Origin of the sequence: Limnobacter sp. UBA3528 (assembly GCF_002377005.1) — a bacterium.
Taxonomy (GTDB): Bacteria; Pseudomonadota; Gammaproteobacteria; order Burkholderiales; family Burkholderiaceae_B; genus Limnobacter.
The window spans coordinates 86,459-105,337 of sequence record NZ_DFOZ01000001.1 but is presented as its reverse complement, the minus strand read 5'-3'; the positions used below and the strand labels follow the sequence as shown (position 1 = coordinate 105,337).

The following is an 18,879-nucleotide window of genomic DNA, read 5'->3' as shown; positions in this document are numbered from 1 at the left end:
TTAAATTGAACTCACATCATTACGTAACAAAATCATTGTGATTCTTGTCATTGCCAATCCGAAATCGGGTTACCTGAAAACACACAACGCCGGGGCCAGCTTGGCCGGGATTCATTCAATTCTTGGCAACTCCGGCCATGTGGCGCTCACTCAAAATACGCAAGAACTTGAAAATGCCTTGCGCCTTTATGAGTACAAACCACCCACAGTGATCGTGCCTTTCGGTGGCGATGGCACCGTTTCAGCAGTGTTGGGCGCCGCTGCCAAAGTTTGGGGGGAGCATGCGATACCAGCTATATTCCCTGTGCATGCTGGCACCATGAACATGATTGCCTGGGACGCCTACCCCAAAACTGCGCCACTGAAAGCACTGCAATGGTTGGTTGAGAATCAGGCCAGCACTCACCTGCACAGCACGCCCCGATACCCCATTAAAACATCTGGCCAGCAATATGGTTTTGTGTTTGGCTTCGGCGTCACTGTCAATTTCATGCACGCGTATTACAGCCTGGGTAGTGGCCCAATAGCAGCCACAAAATTGTTGGCCAAAATAGCGTGGGGAATTATTCGGCGCAGTCAGTTCGTGGAAAATCTTTTCTCCACAGTCAAGGGGCAGCAATCTCGCGACAATGCCACACCACAAGGGTTCGCATGGCAGGCCTGCCTTGCGCTCAGTATTCAGTGTTTACCGCTGAGGTTTCGTGTGTCCACCAGCGGCGGCCCGCTCGCCAATCAAGACATGTGCCTGATCGCAGGTGTACCCAATAAACTGGCGCTGGTAGTTAATTTGCTGAGAATTTGGTTGGGTAGGATGCCGCACAGTGTGGGCGTAGAACGCAGCACTATTCACCGCATTGATTTTCAATTCGATTCACCCACAGCCTGGCAACTCGATGGCGATGTGCATGCACCCCTGTCGTCAATACAAATCAGCAGCGCCCCGGCAGTGCAGTTTGTAGCCATGGAATAAAAAAAGGGATCCCGATTGGGATCCCTTTTTCATTCTGGCGGAGACGAGAGGATTTGAACCTCCGATACCCTTTTGGGGTATGCTCCCTTAGCAGGGGAGTGCCTTCGACCACTCGGCCACGTCTCCAGAAGGCCGAATTATACACGGTTTCGGCCAAAATGTTGAATGCTGGCGCAAATCGCTTTCAAGCAAATTGCACCACATTCCCATCAGTTAAAACTCAACTCAAACTCCCAGTTCAAGCTGCCTCTTTTTCCAAACCGAAGGCCTTGTGCAGCGCACGAACTGCCAATTCCATGTACTTGTCGTCGATCAGCACCGACACCTTGATTTCCGAAGTAGAGATCATCTGGATGTTAATGCCCTCTTCCGACAAGGTTTTGAACATCAGGCTGGCCACACCCACATGTGAGCGCATGCCGATACCCACAATCGACACCTTGCACACATTGGTATCGCCCGCCACTTCACGTGCACCCACGCTGCCCTGAATCTTGTTTTTCAACAGATCCATGGTTTTGTTGAATTCATTGCGGTGTACGGTGAACGTGAAATCGGTGGTGCCATCCGAACCCTGGTTCTGGATGATCATGTCCACGTCGATGTTGGCCTCAGCAACCTGACCCAAAATTTGGTAAGCCACACCGGGCTTGTCAGGCACGCCACGGATGGTCACTTTTGCTTCATCACGGTTGAAAGCGATACCGGAAACAACGGCCTGTTCCATATGTTCATCTTCCTCAAAAGTAATCAGCGTGCCAGACACTTTTTCTTCGTCCAGCGACATCATCGGATCGGTCAAGCTGGAAAGCACACGGGTGGGCACGCGGTACTTGCCCGCAAATTCAACAGAGCGAATTTGCAGAACCTTCGAACCCAAAGAGGCCATTTCCAGCATTTCTTCGAAACTTACAACACGCATGCGGCGAGCCTCGGGCACCACGCGAGGGTCGGTGGTGTAAACACCATCCACATCGGTATAAATCAGGCACTCAGCTGCACCCATGGCTGCAGCAATCGCCACAGCTGAGGTGTCAGAACCACCACGACCCAGCGTGGTTTGGTTGCCAGCTTCATCAATGCCCTGGAAACCGGTGATGATCACCACCTTGCCAGCGTTCAGCTCGGCTTTTACGCGCGTGTCGTCAATCGATTCAATGCGAGCCTTGGTGTGGCTGCTGTCGGTTTTAATGGGAACTTGCCAACCCGAGAAACTGATTGCGTCCAGCCCCTCAGCCTTCAACGCCATGGCCAGCAAAGCCACTGAAGCCTGCTCACCGGTGCAACACAACATGTCGAGTTCACGGGGATCAGGCTCAGCCTGAATTTCCTTGGCCAGGCCAATCAAGCGGTTGGTTTCACCAGACATGGCCGATGGAACCACCACCATCTGGAAGCCCGCGCGATGCCACTTGGCGACACGCTTGGCTACATTCTTGATACGTTCTGTGGACCCCATGGAGGTGCCACCGTATTTATGTACTATCAGTGACATAGTCAGATCGCCCTGCACAAATAAAAAGCGCGAACCATTTCGCGCTTTTAAATCAATCAGTTGAACATTTTACCTGAAATTTTCGCTGCACTTATTGATTCGCGGAATAACCCAGATTCATTTGCAATCCGCCCGACTCCAATACCTCGGGATGTTTGCGCATGTATTCCAGACGATCGAGGTATTCAGTGGTGACATCGCCAGTGATGTACGACCCATCAAAACAGCTGGCATCGAAGGTTTGAATCTTTGGATTCAAATCACGAACGGCGCGCTTCATGTCTGCGATGTCCTGGTAAAACAAGGCATCTGCACCGATCTCGGCACAAATTTCATCATCTGTACGACCAGAGGCAATCAGCTCATCACGCGTGGGCATGTCAATGCCGTAAACGTTTGGAAAACGCACGGGTGGCGCTGCCGATGCAAAAATCACTTTCTTTGCACCTGCTTCGCGGGCCATTTGTACAATTTCCCGGCTGGTTGTACCGCGCACAATGGAGTCATCCACCAACAACACGGTTTTACCCTTGAATTCAACAGAAATCGCATTCAACTTCTGGCGAACGCTTTTCTTTCGTACCGCCTGCCCAGGCATGATGAACGTACGGCCAATGTAACGGTTCTTGATAAAACCCTCACGGTAGGGCACGCCCAACTGATTGGCCAATTCCAGTGCAGCTGGACGGCTTGAATCAGGAATGGGCATCACCACATCGATTTCGCCGGCAGGCATGCTTTTACGAATTTTGTCAGCCAGGTATTCACCCATTTTCACGCGGGCTTCGTACACGCTGATGCCGTCCATCACGGAATCGGGACGAGCCAAGTACACATATTCGAAAATACAGGGGTTCAGCGAAGACTTCTCTGCGCACTGCTGCGCATACAACTTGCCGTCAAGGTCGACAAAGACAGCCTCACCCGGCTCAATGTCACGCACAAACTCAAAGCCCATGCCCACAAGGGCCACGGATTCGGATGCGAACATGTACTCGGTACCCTGCTCGGTTTCAGCTTTGCCCAAAGCCAAGGGGCGAATACCGAACGGATCACGGAAAGCCAGCAAGCCATAACCTGCAATTTGAGCCACGCAGGCATAAGCACCACGAGCACGCGCATGCACGCCGGCCACTGCGCGGAAAATCGTGACTGGATCAAGGGAGTAGCCCGAAGCATTGGACTGCAATTCATGCGCCAGTACGTTCAGCAACACCTCGGAATCAGAATTGGTATTGATGTGGCGGCGATCGTTTTTGAACAATTCAGCTTTCAAACGCTCGCTGTTGGTCAGGTTGCCGTTGTGAGCCAATACCAGGCCGTAAGGCGCGTTCACGTAGAAAGGCTGTGCTTCATCTGAGCTGGCAGCCGAGCCAGCTGTGGGGTAACGCACATGACCAATGCCCATATTGCCGGGCAATGAACGCATATTGCGGGTGCGGAACACGTCTCGCACCAAGCCATTGCCTTTGGACATTGAAAAAGAATTGCTGTGTGCCGTGGCAATACCCGCAGCATCTTGGCCACGGTGTTGCAACAACAGCAAACTGTCGTAAAGAATTTGATTAACAGGAGAAAAACCGGCAATACCGACAATCCCGCACATTGAAAGCTCCTAGTAGCGCACCCACTTGGCCACACTTTCGGGCAAATGCGGTTTGATTTCTCTCATCGCATCCACTGCCAAAGGGGACAACATGGCATTTCGCCAAAATGGCTGTTCCGGAAGCGAGGTGAAACCTGCCCCAGTAACCAGCACCAAAACAATAAATAAACCACGCGCGAAGCCGAACGTAGCACCCAGGCCACGGTCCGCAAAACCCAAACCAGCTGCCGCAACAATTTTGCCCAGCAAAGAAATCAGAATTGCCCCCACCAACATGGTTGCAAAAAAAGCAGCAGCGCACCCTATCAGCGCTTTCATGGGCGGGCTCAGCGACTCAGCCCAGTCCATGTAAACAGCGAGGTCTGCGCCATAGCGGTTTGCCACCCAGAAGGCCAGCACCCAGTTGGCCAGGGACAGCACTTCTTTGACCATGCCACGAAACAAACCCAAAATAACCGACAGCACCACCACGGCGATGACGATGTAATCAAAAATTGTCACTGCACCACTCTCCCTGCGGAGTAACCTGCAGCAGCCAACTTGGCTTTGGTTTCATCGGCTTTGGCTTGGCCTGCAATTGGCCCAACCCTGACCCGGTATACGGTGCCATTGCCAGTGCTGGTTGATTCAACCTTGGCCGGAAAACCCTTGCCACTCAATTCCTTACTCAGCGCATCTGCGCGTAGCTTGTCGCTGACAGCAGCGACCTGAACCCAGTACACCTCAGCTTTTGCAAACGCAGCAATCGGATCTTCAACCTTAGGCTCAACCTTAGGCTCAACCTTAGTTTCTGCTTTGGGTTCTGGCTTGGGTTCGGGCTTAGGTGCAGGTTTAGGTGCAGGTTCAGAAACTACAGGTGGCGGTTCTACGGCAGGTGCAACTGGTGCAGTCGCCAAGGCCTGTTCTTGGGTAGACTGGGGCGCTTCAATCTTTGGCTGTTCGGGAACCTGTGCCGCCTGCGCAGGAATTTCAGCAGAAGGACGATCGGGCACCACCAACTCGACATCGCTGCTGGTTTGGGATGGTTCGTTTTCAACCAAAGCGGGCACAATGATGATGGCTGCCAGAAAAAGCGCAATGGAGCCTACCAACCGCCTTCTGGACCTGCGTTTCAACTCATCAACCGGATCGTTGTTGACTTTGTTCCTGGCAGTAGAACGCGAATTTGAACTCACCTGCACTCCTGAAAAAATTAACCGGGACGTTTTCGAAGCGCTTCTTTGGCTTGCATGGCCTGCGCCACAACCAGGAAGGATCCAAAAACCAGAATTCTATCATTGGGTGGCACCGCAGAAGTGACCACCGCATACGCTTGACCCACACTCTCGTAGCTCTGCACGCTTTTTTCCGGTGGCTGCTTCGCAATACCACCTTTGGCCAGTGCCTGGGAATTAGCAACCCAGTCAAATGCCCCTGCATCCACGCCAGCCAGTTCAAGTTGCTGCTTCAACTGTTCCGTGCTGCGCCCTCGGTCGCCTTCCAGTGGCACCAAGTGCCAGTGGTCAACACGGTCTTTCAATGCCTTTACAACTTCCACTGCATCTTTATCGGCCAGCATGCCGAAAATACAATGGGTGTAAGGAAAAAATCCCATGTTGTCGAGACTCTCGCGCAAATGCGCAGCAGCGTGGGGATTGTGTCCAACGTCCAAAACCACCGTGGGTTGACCCGGCAACACCTGAAAGCGCCCAGGCCATTCCACCAACAAAAAACCTTGTCGAATTGATTGTGCCGGAACCGGCAAACGATCCCGAACTGACTCCAGTGCAGCCAAGGCCGCCGAGGCATTCAACAACTGGTTGGTTCCGCGCAATGCCGGGTAGGCCAGCGCTGCACGACGCATGCTGCGCCCGCCGTAAGCCCATTGCTGCTTGTCACCGCTGTAGTTGTAATCGCGCGCAAACAGCCAAAGGTCGGCACCTATTGAATTTGCATGGTCAATCACGCTTTGTGGCGGCTTTGGGTCGCCAACAATTGCAGGTTTACCCGGCCGAAATATGCCGGCCTTCTCACGACCAATGCTTTCGCGATCAGGCCCAAGAAAAGCCTGGTGATCAATATCTACGCTGGTGCAAATTGCGCAGTCCGCATCGAAAATATTGACCGCGTCCAGTCGGCCACCCAAACCCACTTCCAAAATGACCGCCTCCAGATCGAGGCGAGAAAACACGAGTGCCACCGCCAGCGTGGTGAACTCAAAGTAAGTCAGGGAAATGCCGGTTGCAACGCGGGTCTGCTCTACCTTTTCAAACGCAGAAATCAGCTCAGACTCAGACACCTCCTCGCCATTGATACGGGCCCGCTCAGTGAAGCGAATCAAGTGCGGCGAGGTGTACATGCCCACCTTGTAGCCCGCCTGAATCAGAATACTTTCCAGCATGGCGCAGGTGGAACCTTTGCCGTTCGTGCCTGCCACGGTAAACACCACGCCCTTCAGGGTGAAGTTCATGTGTTGCTGAACCACCTTCAAGCGATCCAGCCCCATGTCGATCGGCTTGCTGTGGATTGATTCCAGGTAGGCCAGCCAGTCATTCAAACTGGCATCGGCGTTGGGTTTACCTGGCTTGGAAGATTTCGGTTCGGGTACTGCTTGAGTCATGAGTATTCAGGCCGCTTGGTCAATCTGTTTTTTCATCAACAGCGCCAAGAGGCTGGCCAGGGTTTTTTTCATTTCACGGCGATCCACGATGCAATCCACTGCACCCTTTTCCATCAAAAACTCGGCACGCTGAAAACCTTCAGGCAAGGTTTGGCGCACAGTTTGTTCAATCACGCGTGGACCGGCAAAACCGATCAAGGCTTTGGGCTCTGCCACCACCACATCGCCCAAAAACGCGAAGCTGGCGGAAACACCGCCCATGGTTGGGTCGGTCAACACGGAAATATACGGAAGCCTGGCCTGGCTTAACTTGGCCAGCATAGCCGAGGTCTTTGCCATTTGCATCAGCGATCCCAAACCTTCCTGCATACGCGCACCGCCAGAGGCGGCAATACTGATGAACGGAACGTTGGCATCCAGAGCTGCCTGCACACCACGACAAAAACGCTCGCCCACCACAGAACCCATGGAACCACCCATGAATTCAAATTCAAAACAGGCAATCACCACTTCAACGCCATTCATCGTGCCTTTCTGAACCACCAAAGCGTCGGTTTCGCCTGTGGCTTCTTTGGCTTCATTCAAACGGGCGGTATAGCTTTTGCTGTCCTTGAATTTCAGGGTGTCCATGGGCAGAATTTCCTGCCCGATTTCCACACGTTCATCGTTGTCGAACAATAAATTCAAACGCTCCCGCGAGCCGATGCGCATGTGATAAGTACAGGATGGACACACCATGGCATTGCTGACCAAATCGTTTTGGTAAAGCACGGCATCACAACTTTTACATTTCGCCCAAATACCTTCAGGAACGCTTTTCTTGGCTGCATCACCCGGAGTTTTTGATGAAATGCGTGGTGGAATTATTTTGTCAAACCAGCTCATTCACTTTCCCTTGCTGAGGTGTTTTTATCGTGCGCCGAACTTGGAATCAAGCGCGGCGCGAATTGGGGCAATGAACTTGCCCGCCAAAGCGGCTGCCTCTTGTGGGCTGCCTGCTTCCAGAGTTTGAATCAGGGCGGAACCGATGACAACTGCGTCCGCAGACTCAGCGACTCGGCATGCAGACTCGGCATCGCGAATACCAAAGCCCACACCCACCGGCACGTCAGTGAATTTGCGAATGGTAGGCAACTTGGAGCTCACTTCGGCTGCATTCAGGTTTTGTGCACCGGTCACACCTTTCAATGAGACGTAATACACATAACCACTGGCTGCCTTCGCAACTTTTTCAATTCGCTCGTCAGACGACGTAGGAGCCAACAAGAAAATGGGGTCCAGTTCAGCAGCGCGCAAGTACTTGGAAAACTCCAGTGATTCCTCGGGCGGATAATCCACCACCAGCACACCATCTACCCCGGCCTTTTTCGCCTCTGCAACATACTTTTCCACACCCATGCGCTCAATCGGGTTTGCATAACCCATGAGTACGATCGGTGTATGCTGGTTGGTCAGGCGAAACTCAGCCACGTAATCGAGAATTTTGCGGGAAGTCACCCCTTTCTCGAGCGCGCGTTCGCTTGAACGCTGAATGACCGGGCCATCGGCCATGGGGTCGGAAAACGGCACACCCAACTCGATGACATCGGAACCCGCATTCGCCAAGGCGTGCAACATGGCCACAGTCTGGCCTGGGTCTGGATCACCGCCGGTGACGAAAGGAATCAGGCCTTTGCGGCCCTCTTCTTTTAATTTTGCAAATACTGCTTTGATTCTTGACATGGTTGAGATTGAAATTTATTTCTTGTTGCAGGCCATTTCTGCGCCTGTTTTGCAATCGGGGTGGCAATAAAACTCGGCACCACTCAAGCGCGCCACGGTGTGCATGTCCTTGTCGCCACGGCCAGACAAATTCACCAAAATCACCTTGTCTTTCGGCAATGTTTTGGCAAGCTTTGCGGCATGTGCCAAGGCGTGGCTGCTTTCAAGCGCGGGAATAATACCCTCAATGCGGCAACATTGGTGGAAAGCCTCCAGCGCCTCATTGTCAGTAACACCCACGTATTCAGCCCGGCCAGAATCTTTCAGCCATGCATGCTCTGGCCCAACACCGGGATAATCCAAACCTGCAGAAACCGAATGGGTTTCAATAATTTGCCCATCCTCACTTTGCAAAAGGTACGTGCGGTTGCCATGCAACACACCAGGTGTGCCCGCGCTCAGAGATGCGGCATGCTTACCGGTTTCAATGCCCTCACCCGCTGCTTCCACGCCCACCAACTTCACACCATCCACGTTCAGGTAAGGGTGAAAAATACCCATAGCGTTTGAGCCGCCACCCACACACGCCAGCACGTAATCTGGTTGCTTACCAACCATAGTGGGCATTTGCTGAATGCATTCGCGGCCAATTACACTTTGGAAGTCGCGAACCAACATGGGATAAGGGTGTGGACCAGCCACAGTACCAATAATGTAAAAAGTGTCTTCTACGTTGGTGACCCAGTCGCGCATGGCTTCGTTCAAGGCGTCCTTCAGGGTTTTTGAACCTGAAGTCACAGGAATTACCTCAGCACCCAACAGCTTCATGCGAAACACGTTTTGAGCCTGGCGTGCCACGTCTTCCTGGCCCATATACACCACACATTTCATGCCATAGCGTGCAGCCACGGTGGCTGTAGCCACACCGTGCTGGCCTGCGCCGGTCTCAGCAATAACGCGGGGCTTGCCCATCCGCTTGGCCAACATAGCCTGCCCAATACAGTTGTTCACCTTGTGGGCGCCGGTGTGGTTCAAATCTTCGCGCTTGAAGTAAATTTGCGCGCCACCGACCAAATCGGACCAACGCTTGGCGTGGTAAATGGGGCTGGGGCGACCCACAAAATGCTTCAGTTCACTTTCAAATTCAGCCAAAAACTCAGGGTCGTTTTGGTAGTGTGCATAGACACTTTTCAGTTCTTCCAGGGCGTGAACCAGGGTTTCAGATACAAAAGTGCCGCCATAGGGACCAAAATGGCCGGTGGCGTCTGGGAATTCATAGGGTTTGTTCATGATGCTGCTCTATCTGGGTTCACTTACAACAGCCCTGCATCGGTCTTTTGGACCGCTTTGCAGAACATTTCAATTTTTTCAATGCTCTTTACGCCTCGCGCCGACTCAATACCGCTGGACACATCGACGCCATAGGGTTGCAAGCCAAGAATGGCCTGTTCAACATTGCCGGCATCCAACCCTCCGGATAATACCAAAGCCTGCTTGAGTTCACTCGCTTTGGGCAGCAAAGACCAATCAAAAGTATGCCCTGTCCCACCATACGCCTCGCTCCATGAATCGACAAGGAGGGCCTGCGCCGCGTGGAATTTTTTACTTTCATCCAGCAAGTTCACATCTGCTTTCATGCGAATTGCCTTGATGAAAGGCCGTCCGAAGCTTTCGCAGTATTCAGGGCTTTCATCGCCATGAAATTGCAACAGCACGTTGGGAATTTCCTTGATCACGGAATTGACAAAGTCAGCCTGAGGGTTCACAAACAAGGCAACAGGGGTTTGCCAGGCACCTAGACAACGCGCAAGCTGACCCGCCTGCTGCACCTCAATGTGGCGTGGCGAAGGCGGATAAAATACAAACCCCACCGCATCAGCCCCTGCCCGAGTGGCCGCACGCACAGTGTCTTCGGTCTTAAAACCGCACAACTTGATTCGGGTTCTCATGCAAACAGTTCCTGTATTCCATATTGCTCGGGGTACTCAATATTCCACAAGCTCAAGCCTTGCGCAGGGTAGGTTTTTGCCGCCAGACTTCTGTTTTTGGATACCAGAACGTCTTGAAGCCAGGCCTCGGCTTGCCTGTGCTGGCCCACTTCCATTAGGCTGCCCATCAAATTTCTCACCATGTGGTGCAAAAACGCATTGCCATGAATCTCAAAATAGCAATGATCATCAGCTTCAATAAGATTCAAAGCATACAAAGTGCGCACAGGGCTTGCTGCCTGGCATTGCGACGCGCGAAATGCACTGAAATCGTGGGTACCCAGCAAGCAAACTGCCGCACGGCGCATGGCAGCCAAATCAAGCGGGTAATGCACCCAGGTCATGAAACGCTTGAAAGGATCCCTGACAGGGGCACTGTAAAAATAGTAACGATAAGTTCGTGATACCGCACTGAAACGTGCATGAAAACCGGAATCGATCTGTTTGGCACCCTGTACGGAAATGCTCGATGGCAGACTGTTGTTGACCCCTTTTACCCAAGCCGTCAGTGGCCTTTCTGCCGCTGTATCAAAATGCACCACCTGCTGGCGCGCGTGCACTCCGGTGTCGGTTCTACCCGCGCAAGTCAGGGCGATCGGCTCTTGGGCAATGGCTTCAATAGCCTTGGTCAAATAGTCTTGAACAGTTCGACCATGCGGTTGTGTTTGCCAACCCTCGAATTCATGACCGTCGTAGCACAGGCCCAAGACCACTCTGTTCATTTAGTTCAACGTGGCCAAAAGCGCCTTGGCCTTGCGAACCTGGTCAACATCGCCTTTTTTCACGATTTCGTTCAGCAACTCTTTGGCACCATCTGCATCGCCAATTTCCACGTAAGCGCCCGCCAAGTCCAGCTTGGTGGCCACTTCCTGCCAGGTCGCATCGTCAACTTTGGGGTTTGGAACGTCGACATCCAGATCAACAAGCGCCTTGTCAAAAGCCTCTTCAGGAATGACGTCGGACGCAGCAGCATCGGCCTTGTCGGCTTCATCCAACTCAACAGGTTTTTCGTCAACAGGCTCTTCGCCAATCAAGTCGCCAAATGCAGCGTCTATCTCACGCGAATTCACATCGTGCTGGGGCAGAGGTTGTTTGCGCAATTCATCCAGTTCTTCCTGAGCTGCCAAGGTGCCCTTTTCGATTTCGTCCAGATCATCAAGAATTGAACCGGACTTCGCTTCGCTGGACTCCTCCTCAGGGAAATCCAGCGTTACCTCGCTGTCCAAAGATTCCTTGTGTTGCTGTGCCTCATCTGAAGCTTCATTCAATTCCGGAATGTCTTCGGCCACACCTGGCTCGGCTTTCACTTCCGCGGGGGTTGCACGAAGTTGTGTCGCCTCATCCACGTCAGCCTGCTTTAAGCGATCATTCAGTACTTCATCCAGATCAAAATCAGAATTTTCAGCTTGATTCAATCCCGTGGCCCGCTCTGCCGCAATTCCCGCACTGGCAGCTGCAATGGCCTCATCAAATTCATTCACTTCGCTGAAAGAAGACTCGTCCTCAGCTTCAAATTCACCTTCATCGCTTTTGGCGTTGTTCTTGCGTGCGCGCGCAATCAGCAGCAGCACCAGTAACACCACCAAACCGCCTACACCTGCCAAAATCCAGGGCAACCAGTTAAAAGGCTGCTCTTCAGCGGGGGCCTGCACGCCATCGGTGCTTGCAGGGGGCTCACTGGCCACAGGTGGTTCGGCAAGTGTCTCAGAGGGTACTTCAACAGTCGTCGATTCCGTCGCATCAGTTTCAACTGCCGGGCCATCTGCTGAAGGTGCGATCGGCTCGTTACTCAAGTCTTTTTGCATGTCGAGCAAACGCTGTAAATCGCTTACGTTCTTCTCAAGCAATGCAATTCGTTCATTCGCCTCGGCCAGTGCCTTGTTTTTGGCCACCAACTCTTCTGCATTGGCATCGGCATTACCTGAACCTTGAGCTGCACCGGGAGCAATTTGCAATCGATCCGCTGGCGCACCAGCATTCGCCTTGGGCGCTTGCTCTTGGGGAGTAATACTGCCTTGGGTACTGGTCGTGTCGGCTGCCGCAACTTGATTGTCAACAGTCAGCAAACCAATTTGGCGTGCATAAGCTGAATACACATTTCGATCGTCATTTTGGGCAAGAATCAGCAAGGCCTCATTGGCAGTGCGGGCTCGCAACGCGGCTCGATTGGGAACCTGAATTTGCGCTCCCTCGCGAATCAAGTGCACGCTGTCATTAATAAATGAGGCTTTGTTGGCTTCATAAATTGCAGCCATGGCCTGGTTCAACGTCACGCCATCGCCCACCAATTGCAAAGCCAACTCCGACAGGGTGTCGCCACGCTGAACATTGAAAGTGCCCTCAGCCACGCTGGGTGCAGAAGCTGCAGGTGGTTCAGAAGCAGCTGGCAACTTGGGAGCCGCTGCTTTAGGCGCCGTCGCCGTGGGCGGTGTCATTGGAGGGCGAATTTCAGGCAGGCTTGTCGCGGGCTCAGCAGCCTGGGCCACACCAACAGGCACGGTCAAGGTGTATTCACGGGCTACTCGACCACCCGCCCAGGTTAATTCAACCAATGTGTCGATAAAACCAGCTGGCAATGGCTGTGCTGAAGTAATTTTCACCAGTGCCGTACCAGGCTGAGGGCCATCTTGCACCGCAAACTGAAGATTCTTCAGGTTCGGATCCATGCTCAGGCGAGCAGCTTTGAAAGCATCAGCAGACGCCAGCTTGGCCTGTAGGGAAGCACGTTCCTCTGGCAGAACCAGATCAACCTGAATTTGCGCCAAAAAGGGTTCGCCAGCACCCGACAGCACCTCAAGCTTACCCAGCTGTGCTGCCTGCGCGAAGGAACTTGCCAACAAACCTGATGCAAAAACAAAGGGCAGAATCTTCTTTTTGGTATGCCTCACCCGTTTACTCCATGAATGTTCAAGCCACCTTCGGCAGCTTTTTTGGGATCAAAATTGATGCAGCTTAGCGTTCAATCAAAATACGCAGCATGCGGCGCAGTGGCTCGGCCGCACCCCACAACAGCTGATCACCCACGGTGAATGCGCTAAGGTACTCGCCACCCATTGCCATTTTTCGCAAGCGGCCAACTGGCACATGCATGCGGCCTGTGACAGCGGCAGGAGTCAAATCGCGCATGGATGCATCACGCTCATTGGGAATTACTTTAACCCAATCATTGGCCTTGGCGAGCATGTCATTGATCTCATTCAATGGAATGTCCTGCTTCAGCTTGATGGTCAAGGCCTGCGAGTGACAACGCATGGCACCCACACGCACGCACAGCCCGTCTACAGGTACGCAACCGGGTGTACCCATGGCCGGCTTGCCCAGAATCTTGTTGGTTTCTGCACCGCCTTTCCATTCTTCTTTCGACTGCCCATTGCCCAGGTCTTTGTCGATCCAGGGAATGAGACTTCCGCCCAGTGGTACGCCAAAGTTATCCGTTGGATATGCGTCGGAATTGATATGCTGGGCGACCTTACGGTCAATCTCAAGAATCGCGGAAGCGGGATCGGCCAACAACTCTTTGACTGAACCGTGAATACTACCCATCTGCGAAATCAGTTCGCGCATGTTCTGCGCACCAGCGCCAGAAGCGGCCTGGTAGGTCATGGACGTGATCCATTCAATTTTGTTCTGCTGGAAAAGACCGCCCAGAGCCATCAACATCAGTGAGACTGTGCAGTTGCCACCCACGTAATTCTTGATGCCCTTGGTCAAGCCATCCTTGATCACGTTCATATTGACCGGATCGAGAATAATAATGGCATCGTCTTTCATGCGCAGACTTGAGGCCGCGTCAATCCAGTAACCGTTCCAGCCAGCCTCGCGCAACTTGGGAAACACCTCATTGGTGTAATCACCGCCCTGGCAAGTCAACACCACGTCCATTTGTTTCAGGGCATCGATGTTGTTTGCGTCTTGCAAGGGACCTGCATTTCCGGCGAAAGCCGGGGCCTTGCCACCAGCATTGGAAGTGGAGAAGAAAATCGGCTCGAAATGCGCGAAATCATTCTCTTCTTGCATACGTTGCATGAGCACGGAACCCACCATGCCACGCCACCCAATCAAACCAACTTTCAACATAAAAAAACTCCAGTACTTTTAAATTCTTGAATCGCGATTTCGCTTTATTGTTGCTTGGCCAGCGCAGCAACAATTGCATCGCCCATACCTGCTGTGCCGGTGCGCGTTTTGCCGTCACGCCAAATATCACCTGTACGCGGGCCAGTGGCCAACACGGTTTTCACCGCACTCTCAATGCGGTTGGCATAATCTTCGAGACCAAATGTGTAGCGCAGCATCATGGCTGCAGAAAGCACAGTGGCCATGGGGTTGGCCAGGTCCTTGCCAGCAATATCGGGCGCCGAACCGTGAATCGGTTCGTACAAACCAAAGTTTGATTCATTCAGCGACGCCGAAGGCAACATGCCAATAGAGCCAGTCAACATCGACGCTTCATCTGACAAAATATCACCGAACAGGTTACCGGTCACGATGACGTCAAACTGCTTTGGGTTTTTCAACAGCTGCATGGCGCAGTTGTCAACATACATGTGGCTTAATTCGACATCGCTGTATTCCTTGCCAACCTCAGTCACGATGTCGCGCCAAAACTGGGTAGTTTCCAGCACATTGGCTTTGTCAACCGAGCACAACTTGCCACCACGCTTTTGTGCCGCCTGAAATGCAACATGGGCAATGCGGCGAATTTCGGTTTCAGCGTAGCGCATGGTATCGAATGCTTCGCGCTCGCCCTTGAACGGGCCGTCCTCTGCAATGCGATTTCCTCTCGGCGTGCCAAAGTAAATGTCGCCCGTCAATTCGCGAACAATCAGAATATCAAGACCCGCCACCACTTCGGGACGCAAGGTAGACGCATCAGCCAGTTCCTCGTAAACCATGGCAGGACGAAAATTGGCAAACAAGTTCAAAGCCTTACGAATACCCAGAATGGCTTGCTCGGGGCGCAAATGGCGCGGCAAAGTGTCAAGCGAGAAATCACCTACTGCACCAAACAGTACAGCATCCGAAGCCTTGGCCAGGTTCACGGTTTCTTCAGGCAGGGGCATACCTTTTTCACGGTAAGCCACACCACCGATCAGGGCATGCTCAAATTCGATGTTCAAACCATCGGTTTTCAGTGCTTCAAGCACCTTCACGGCCTGCGCTGTAATCTCTGGGCCAATCCCGTCACCGGGCATTACGGCAATTTTCAAAGTCATTCTGGTTCTCTGCCTGTTTTTATTTAGATGGTATTTGCAAGCCAAGGCTGGTTGGCCAAGCGGTTTTTCTCGAAAGCGACAATTTCATCGCGATGCTGCAAAGTCAGACCAATGTCGTCGAAACCGTTCATAAGGCAATGCTTGCGGAATGCATCTACGTTAAAGCCGTAGCTTTTGTCCGCAATGCTCACGGTTTGCTGCTCAAGATTGACTGTGATTTCAATACCAGGCTTGGCCTCAATCAAAGCAAACACTTCCTTCAACTCTTCTTCTTTTAAAACAATGGGTAAGAATCCATTTTTAAAGCAGTTGTTGAAGAAAATATCAGCAAAACTACTGGAGATCACAGCCTTAAAACCGTACTGTTGCAACGCCCAGGGGGCGTGTTCACGAGATGACCCGCACCCAAAGTTGGGGCCTGCGACCAACACTGTGCCCCCCTTGAATTCGGGCTTATTCAGCTCGAAATCAGGATTCAAGGGCCGCTTGGTGCAATCCATGCCGGGCTCGCCTTCGTCCAGGTAACGCCAGCCATCGAACAGGTGCTCACCAAACCCGGTGCGCTTGATGCTTTTCAAAAACTGTTTTGGGATGATGGCGTCGGTGTCCACATTGGCGCGGTTCAAAGCAACGGCGATGCCAGTGTGGGTTACAAATTTGTCCATAATTAATCCGTGAATATTCCGGTTAAGCCGGATTTCAAACCCTGCTGCGAATGCATGCAGGGCTTGTGAATGTCAGTAAAAATTACTTTTTGTTCTCGTCAGCGGTACGCTCAATGGCGGCGCCGCCCGCCTTGATGTCTTTACCCATGCCTTCAATGGTGTTGCAGGCGGACAATGACAGAGCTGACAAAGCAAGCATCAGTACGGAAACGATTTTCATATCAAGTACTCCCTTGTTTTAAAAAGTTCTGGAATCAGTGAAATGGCCTGCAATCGCTGCCGCAGCCGCCATGGCCGGGCTAACAAGGTGTGTACGGCCGCCCGCACCTTGACGTCCTTCAAAATTCCGGTTGCTGGTGGAGGCACATCGCTCTCCACTGCCCAAACGATCGGCATTCATGGCCAAGCACATTGAGCAACCTGGCTCACGCCACTCAAACCCGGCTTCCAGGAAAATTTTGTCCAAACCTTCCTGTTCGGCCTGGGCCTTTACCAGTCCCGAGCCAGGGACCACCATGGCCAATTTGACCGATTCAGCCTTTTTCTTGCCTTTCACCACCGCAGCGGCATCGCGCAAATCTTCAATGCGAGAATTGGTACAAGAACCAATGAATACGGTATCCACGTTGATGTCTTCAATTTTCTGCAACGGCTTCAAGCCCATGTACTGCAAGGCACGCTCGTAGCCTTGGCGTTTCACCGGATCAGCCACCGAGGCTGGATCGGGCACCACACCATGCACATCAGTTACCATTTCCGGTGAAGTACCCCAGCTCACCTGCGGCTGGATATCTTCCGCAAGCAAATCAACCACATGGTCAAAATGTGCACCTTCATCTGAATGCAAGGTCTTCCAATAAGCCACAGCGGCATCCCACATTTCGCCTTTCGGGCTGAAGGGCCGGCCTTTCACGTATTCAATCGTCTTTTCATCGACCGCCACCATGCCGGAACGTGCCCCGCCCTCAATGGCCATGTTGCACATGGTCATACGGCCTTCAACGGACAAGCCACGAATGGCTGAACCGGCAAATTCAATCGCATAGCCAGTGCCGCCGGCCGTGCCGATTTTGCCGATGATGGCCAGAATCACGTCTTTCGCAGAAACACCCTTGCCCAAGGTGCCCTCTACGCGCACCAACATGTTTTTGGCTTTCTTCATCAGCAAACACTGAGTGGCCATGACATGCTCAACTTCCGAGGTACCAATACCAAATGCCAACGCACCAATTGCACCGTGGGTGCTGGTGTGCGAGTCGCCGCACACTACAGTCATACCAGGCAAGGTTGCACCCTGCTCTGGCCCGATCACGTGCACGATGCCTTGGCGCAGGTCTTTAATGTCGAAATAGGTCAAACCGTGGGCTTTGGCATTTTTGTCCAAGGTTTCCACCTGCAGTCGCGAGGTGGGGTCTGCAATTCCCTTGGAACGATCGGTGGTAGGCACGTTGTGATCCACCACAGCCAGGTTGGCACTGTTGCGCCACAAGTCGCGACCAGCAAGCTCCAAACCTTCAAAGGCTTGGGGGCTGGTGACTTCATGCAGCAAATGGCGGTCGATGTAAATCAGTGAGGTGCCATCCTCTTCGGTGCGCACCACATGACTTTCCCAGAGTTTGTCGTAAAGAGTTTTTGCCATTTTCAAGGACCTGCTTCGGGCTGACTCATTCAGCGGGTTTGTTCCGCTGAACGGACCAGCAAATTGCGTGGAGAATAACCCCTGATTATGCCACAGCCAGCACAGGCCTAGCAGCACAGCGGACGTGGCTGTGCCCCAAAATCAAGCCACCCGCCAGTGCTCAACGCCTTTTGGCTTGCTCGTACAAAGGCTGAACCCTGGCTGAATAAACTTCCAAATCCTGGATTCGGTTCTCGGGTGAAGGGTGCGTCGACAACAGCTCGGGAGGTGATCCACCACCGGCCCGGCTCATCTTCTGCCAAACACTGATTGCAGCGCGGGGGTTGTAGCCCGCGCGCGCTGCCAGCTCCACGCCAATTCGATCAGACTCGACCTCGTGGGAACGCCCATAAGGTAGTGAAATTGCAACATTGGCGGCCATGCCAGCCAGATCGGACGCACCGCGCGACAAACCAAAAACAGCCGAAGCCAGGTCAAGCCCAACATTGGTGGCGAGTTGCTGTGAAATTCGTTCCCGGCTGTGTTCCCGCAAAGCATGGGCGATTTCATGTCCCATAATGGCGGCAATTTCATCATCAGTCAGGGCCAACTTTTCAATCAAGGCCGAGTAAAAAGCGATTTTTCCGCCCGCCATGCACCATGCATTCAGTTGGTCTGATTCAATCACATTAACTTCCCACTTCCATTGCGGTGCATCCGGCCGGAAAGCCACAGTTTGAGGAATGAGCCGATTGGCAATGGCGCGCACACGAGCCACCTGCTTGGCGTCCTTGTTCAGTTTGCCCTCCTTTTGAGCCTTGGCGATCACATCGGCATAGCCCTTGGCAGCGGCGGCATCTACTTCCGCCGAGGAAACCAGCACAAATTGGGAACGATCAACCCCAACCGCCCCACCCGAGGTGGTTTGAGTGGTTAAACATGCGGCCAACACACCAGTTGAAAACGCAAGCGTCAGCGTTAAGGTGGTGCGTCGCTTCAATCCAGAAAATACCATTGTTTT

At 52.8% G+C, this 18,879-nt stretch carries 18 protein-coding genes and 1 tRNA gene; 1 reads left to right on the top strand and 18 read right to left on the bottom strand.

Annotation, left to right across the window (positions count from 1 at the left end; all coding sequences use genetic code 11):
- The first annotated feature begins 37 nt into the window (after positions 1 to 37).
- Positions 38 to 970: a diacylglycerol/lipid kinase family protein gene (locus B4N58_RS00515; protein ID WP_291744868.1), complete on the top strand. Its 933-nt coding sequence runs from the start codon at positions 38 to 40 to the stop codon at positions 968 to 970.
- A 35-nt stretch (positions 971 to 1,005) separates the two neighbouring features.
- On the opposite strand, the gene B4N58_RS00510 is transcribed toward B4N58_RS00515, so the two are convergent.
- The 18 genes from B4N58_RS00510 to B4N58_RS00425 all read right to left on the bottom strand — a co-directional run bounded on the left by B4N58_RS00510 (position 1,006) and on the right by B4N58_RS00425 (position 18,873).
- Positions 1,006 to 1,096: transfer RNA gene (locus tag B4N58_RS00510), tRNA-Ser, on the bottom strand.
- 112 nt (positions 1,097 to 1,208) lie between these two features.
- Positions 1,209 to 2,465, bottom strand: coding sequence for an aspartate kinase (locus B4N58_RS00505; protein ID WP_008248985.1), 1,257 nt, complete (start codon positions 2,463 to 2,465; stop codon positions 1,209 to 1,211).
- A 91-nt stretch (positions 2,466 to 2,556) separates the two neighbouring features.
- Positions 2,557 to 4,071, bottom strand: coding sequence for an amidophosphoribosyltransferase (gene purF, locus B4N58_RS00500; RefSeq protein WP_008248982.1), 1,515 nt, complete (start codon positions 4,069 to 4,071; stop codon positions 2,557 to 2,559).
- Between the two features lie 9 nt (positions 4,072 to 4,080).
- Positions 4,081 to 4,572 (bottom strand): CvpA family protein, encoded by a 492-nt coding sequence (locus tag B4N58_RS00495; protein ID WP_008248980.1) that lies wholly within the window; start codon positions 4,570 to 4,572, stop codon positions 4,081 to 4,083.
- Positions 4,569 to 5,246 (bottom strand): SPOR domain-containing protein, encoded by a 678-nt coding sequence (locus B4N58_RS00490; protein WP_291744864.1) that lies wholly within the window; start codon positions 5,244 to 5,246, stop codon positions 4,569 to 4,571. Before B4N58_RS00490 ends, B4N58_RS00495 begins: the two co-directional genes overlap by 4 nt.
- Positions 5,247 to 5,263: 17 nt before the next feature.
- On the bottom strand, positions 5,264 to 6,670 hold the full coding sequence (gene folC / locus B4N58_RS00485; RefSeq protein WP_291744863.1) for a bifunctional tetrahydrofolate synthase/dihydrofolate synthase: 1,407 nt from the start codon (positions 6,668 to 6,670) through the stop codon (positions 5,264 to 5,266).
- 6 nt (positions 6,671 to 6,676) lie between these two features.
- A complete protein-coding gene (gene accD / locus B4N58_RS00480; RefSeq protein WP_008248976.1) occupies positions 6,677 to 7,555 on the bottom strand; it encodes an acetyl-CoA carboxylase, carboxyltransferase subunit beta in 879 nt (292 codons plus the stop codon).
- A 24-nt stretch (positions 7,556 to 7,579) separates the two neighbouring features.
- Positions 7,580 to 8,392, bottom strand: coding sequence for a tryptophan synthase subunit alpha (gene trpA, locus B4N58_RS00475; RefSeq protein ID WP_008248975.1), 813 nt, complete (start codon positions 8,390 to 8,392; stop codon positions 7,580 to 7,582).
- A gap of 15 nt (positions 8,393 to 8,407) precedes the next feature.
- Entirely contained in the window at positions 8,408 to 9,661 is a 1,254-nt protein-coding gene (trpB, locus tag B4N58_RS00470; RefSeq protein WP_008248974.1) for a tryptophan synthase subunit beta, read from the bottom strand.
- Positions 9,662 to 9,684: 23 nt separating this feature from the next.
- The gene (locus tag B4N58_RS00465) at positions 9,685 to 10,320 is read right to left on the bottom strand and encodes a phosphoribosylanthranilate isomerase (protein WP_008248973.1); all 636 of its coding nucleotides are present in this window, start codon (positions 10,318 to 10,320) and stop codon (positions 9,685 to 9,687) included.
- On the bottom strand, positions 10,317 to 11,081 hold the full coding sequence (gene truA, locus B4N58_RS00460; protein WP_291744856.1) for a tRNA pseudouridine(38-40) synthase TruA: 765 nt from the start codon (positions 11,079 to 11,081) through the stop codon (positions 10,317 to 10,319). The genes B4N58_RS00465 and truA overlap by 4 nt, the downstream gene beginning before the upstream one ends.
- Positions 11,082 to 13,247: a FimV/HubP family polar landmark protein gene (locus tag B4N58_RS00455; RefSeq protein ID WP_291744854.1), complete on the bottom strand. Its 2,166-nt coding sequence runs from the start codon at positions 13,245 to 13,247 to the stop codon at positions 11,082 to 11,084. It abuts the gene before it with no gap.
- Between the two features lie 64 nt (positions 13,248 to 13,311).
- Positions 13,312 to 14,433, bottom strand: coding sequence for an aspartate-semialdehyde dehydrogenase (gene asd / locus B4N58_RS00450; protein WP_040512466.1), 1,122 nt, complete (start codon positions 14,431 to 14,433; stop codon positions 13,312 to 13,314).
- Between the two features lie 47 nt (positions 14,434 to 14,480).
- Positions 14,481 to 15,575 carry a 3-isopropylmalate dehydrogenase gene (leuB, locus tag B4N58_RS00445; RefSeq protein WP_008248969.1) on the bottom strand — a complete coding sequence of 365 codons (1,095 nt, stop codon included), beginning with the start codon at positions 15,573 to 15,575 and terminating at the stop codon, positions 14,481 to 14,483.
- Positions 15,576 to 15,598: 23 nt separating this feature from the next.
- Entirely contained in the window at positions 15,599 to 16,240 is a 642-nt protein-coding gene (gene leuD / locus B4N58_RS00440; RefSeq protein ID WP_008248968.1) for a 3-isopropylmalate dehydratase small subunit, read from the bottom strand.
- An 82-nt stretch (positions 16,241 to 16,322) separates the two neighbouring features.
- Positions 16,323 to 16,460 carry an entericidin A/B family lipoprotein gene (locus B4N58_RS00435; protein WP_008248967.1) on the bottom strand — a complete coding sequence of 46 codons (138 nt, stop codon included), beginning with the start codon at positions 16,458 to 16,460 and terminating at the stop codon, positions 16,323 to 16,325.
- A gap of 18 nt (positions 16,461 to 16,478) precedes the next feature.
- Positions 16,479 to 17,879, bottom strand: a complete 1,401-nt coding sequence (gene leuC / locus B4N58_RS00430; RefSeq protein ID WP_291744851.1) for a 3-isopropylmalate dehydratase large subunit — start codon at positions 17,877 to 17,879, stop codon at positions 16,479 to 16,481.
- Positions 17,880 to 18,039: 160 nt separating this feature from the next.
- On the bottom strand, positions 18,040 to 18,873 hold the full coding sequence (locus B4N58_RS00425) for a M48 family metallopeptidase (RefSeq protein ID WP_291744848.1): 834 nt from the start codon (positions 18,871 to 18,873) through the stop codon (positions 18,040 to 18,042).
- Positions 18,874 to 18,879: the final 6 nt, after the last annotated feature.

Coding starts and splice junctions, on each gene's coding strand:
- B4N58_RS00505 (WP_008248985.1), bottom strand. CDS start 2,465: ATGTCACTGATAGTACATAAATACGGTGGCACCTCCATGGGGTCCACA.
- purF (WP_008248982.1), bottom strand. CDS start 4,071: ATGTGCGGGATTGTCGGTATTGCCGGTTTTTCTCCTGTTAATCAAATT.
- folC (WP_291744863.1), bottom strand. CDS start 6,670: ATGACTCAAGCAGTACCCGAACCGAAATCTTCCAAGCCAGGTAAACCC.
- accD (WP_008248976.1), bottom strand. CDS start 7,555: ATGAGCTGGTTTGACAAAATAATTCCACCACGCATTTCATCAAAAACT.
- trpA (WP_008248975.1), bottom strand. CDS start 8,392: ATGTCAAGAATCAAAGCAGTATTTGCAAAATTAAAAGAAGAGGGCCGC.
- trpB (WP_008248974.1), bottom strand. CDS start 9,661: ATGAACAAACCCTATGAATTCCCAGACGCCACCGGCCATTTTGGTCCC.
- B4N58_RS00465 (WP_008248973.1), bottom strand. CDS start 10,320: ATGAGAACCCGAATCAAGTTGTGCGGTTTTAAGACCGAAGACACTGTG.
- truA (WP_291744856.1), bottom strand. CDS start 11,081: ATGAACAGAGTGGTCTTGGGCCTGTGCTACGACGGTCATGAATTCGAG.
- leuB (WP_008248969.1), bottom strand. CDS start 15,575: ATGACTTTGAAAATTGCCGTAATGCCCGGTGACGGGATTGGCCCAGAG.
- leuD (WP_008248968.1), bottom strand. CDS start 16,240: ATGGACAAATTTGTAACCCACACTGGCATCGCCGTTGCTTTGAACCGC.
- B4N58_RS00435 (WP_008248967.1), bottom strand. CDS start 16,460: ATGAAAATCGTTTCCGTACTGATGCTTGCTTTGTCAGCTCTGTCATTG.
- leuC (WP_291744851.1), bottom strand. CDS start 17,879: ATGGCAAAAACTCTTTACGACAAACTCTGGGAAAGTCATGTGGTGCGC.
- B4N58_RS00425 (WP_291744848.1), bottom strand. CDS start 18,873: ATGGTATTTTCTGGATTGAAGCGACGCACCACCTTAACGCTGACGCTT.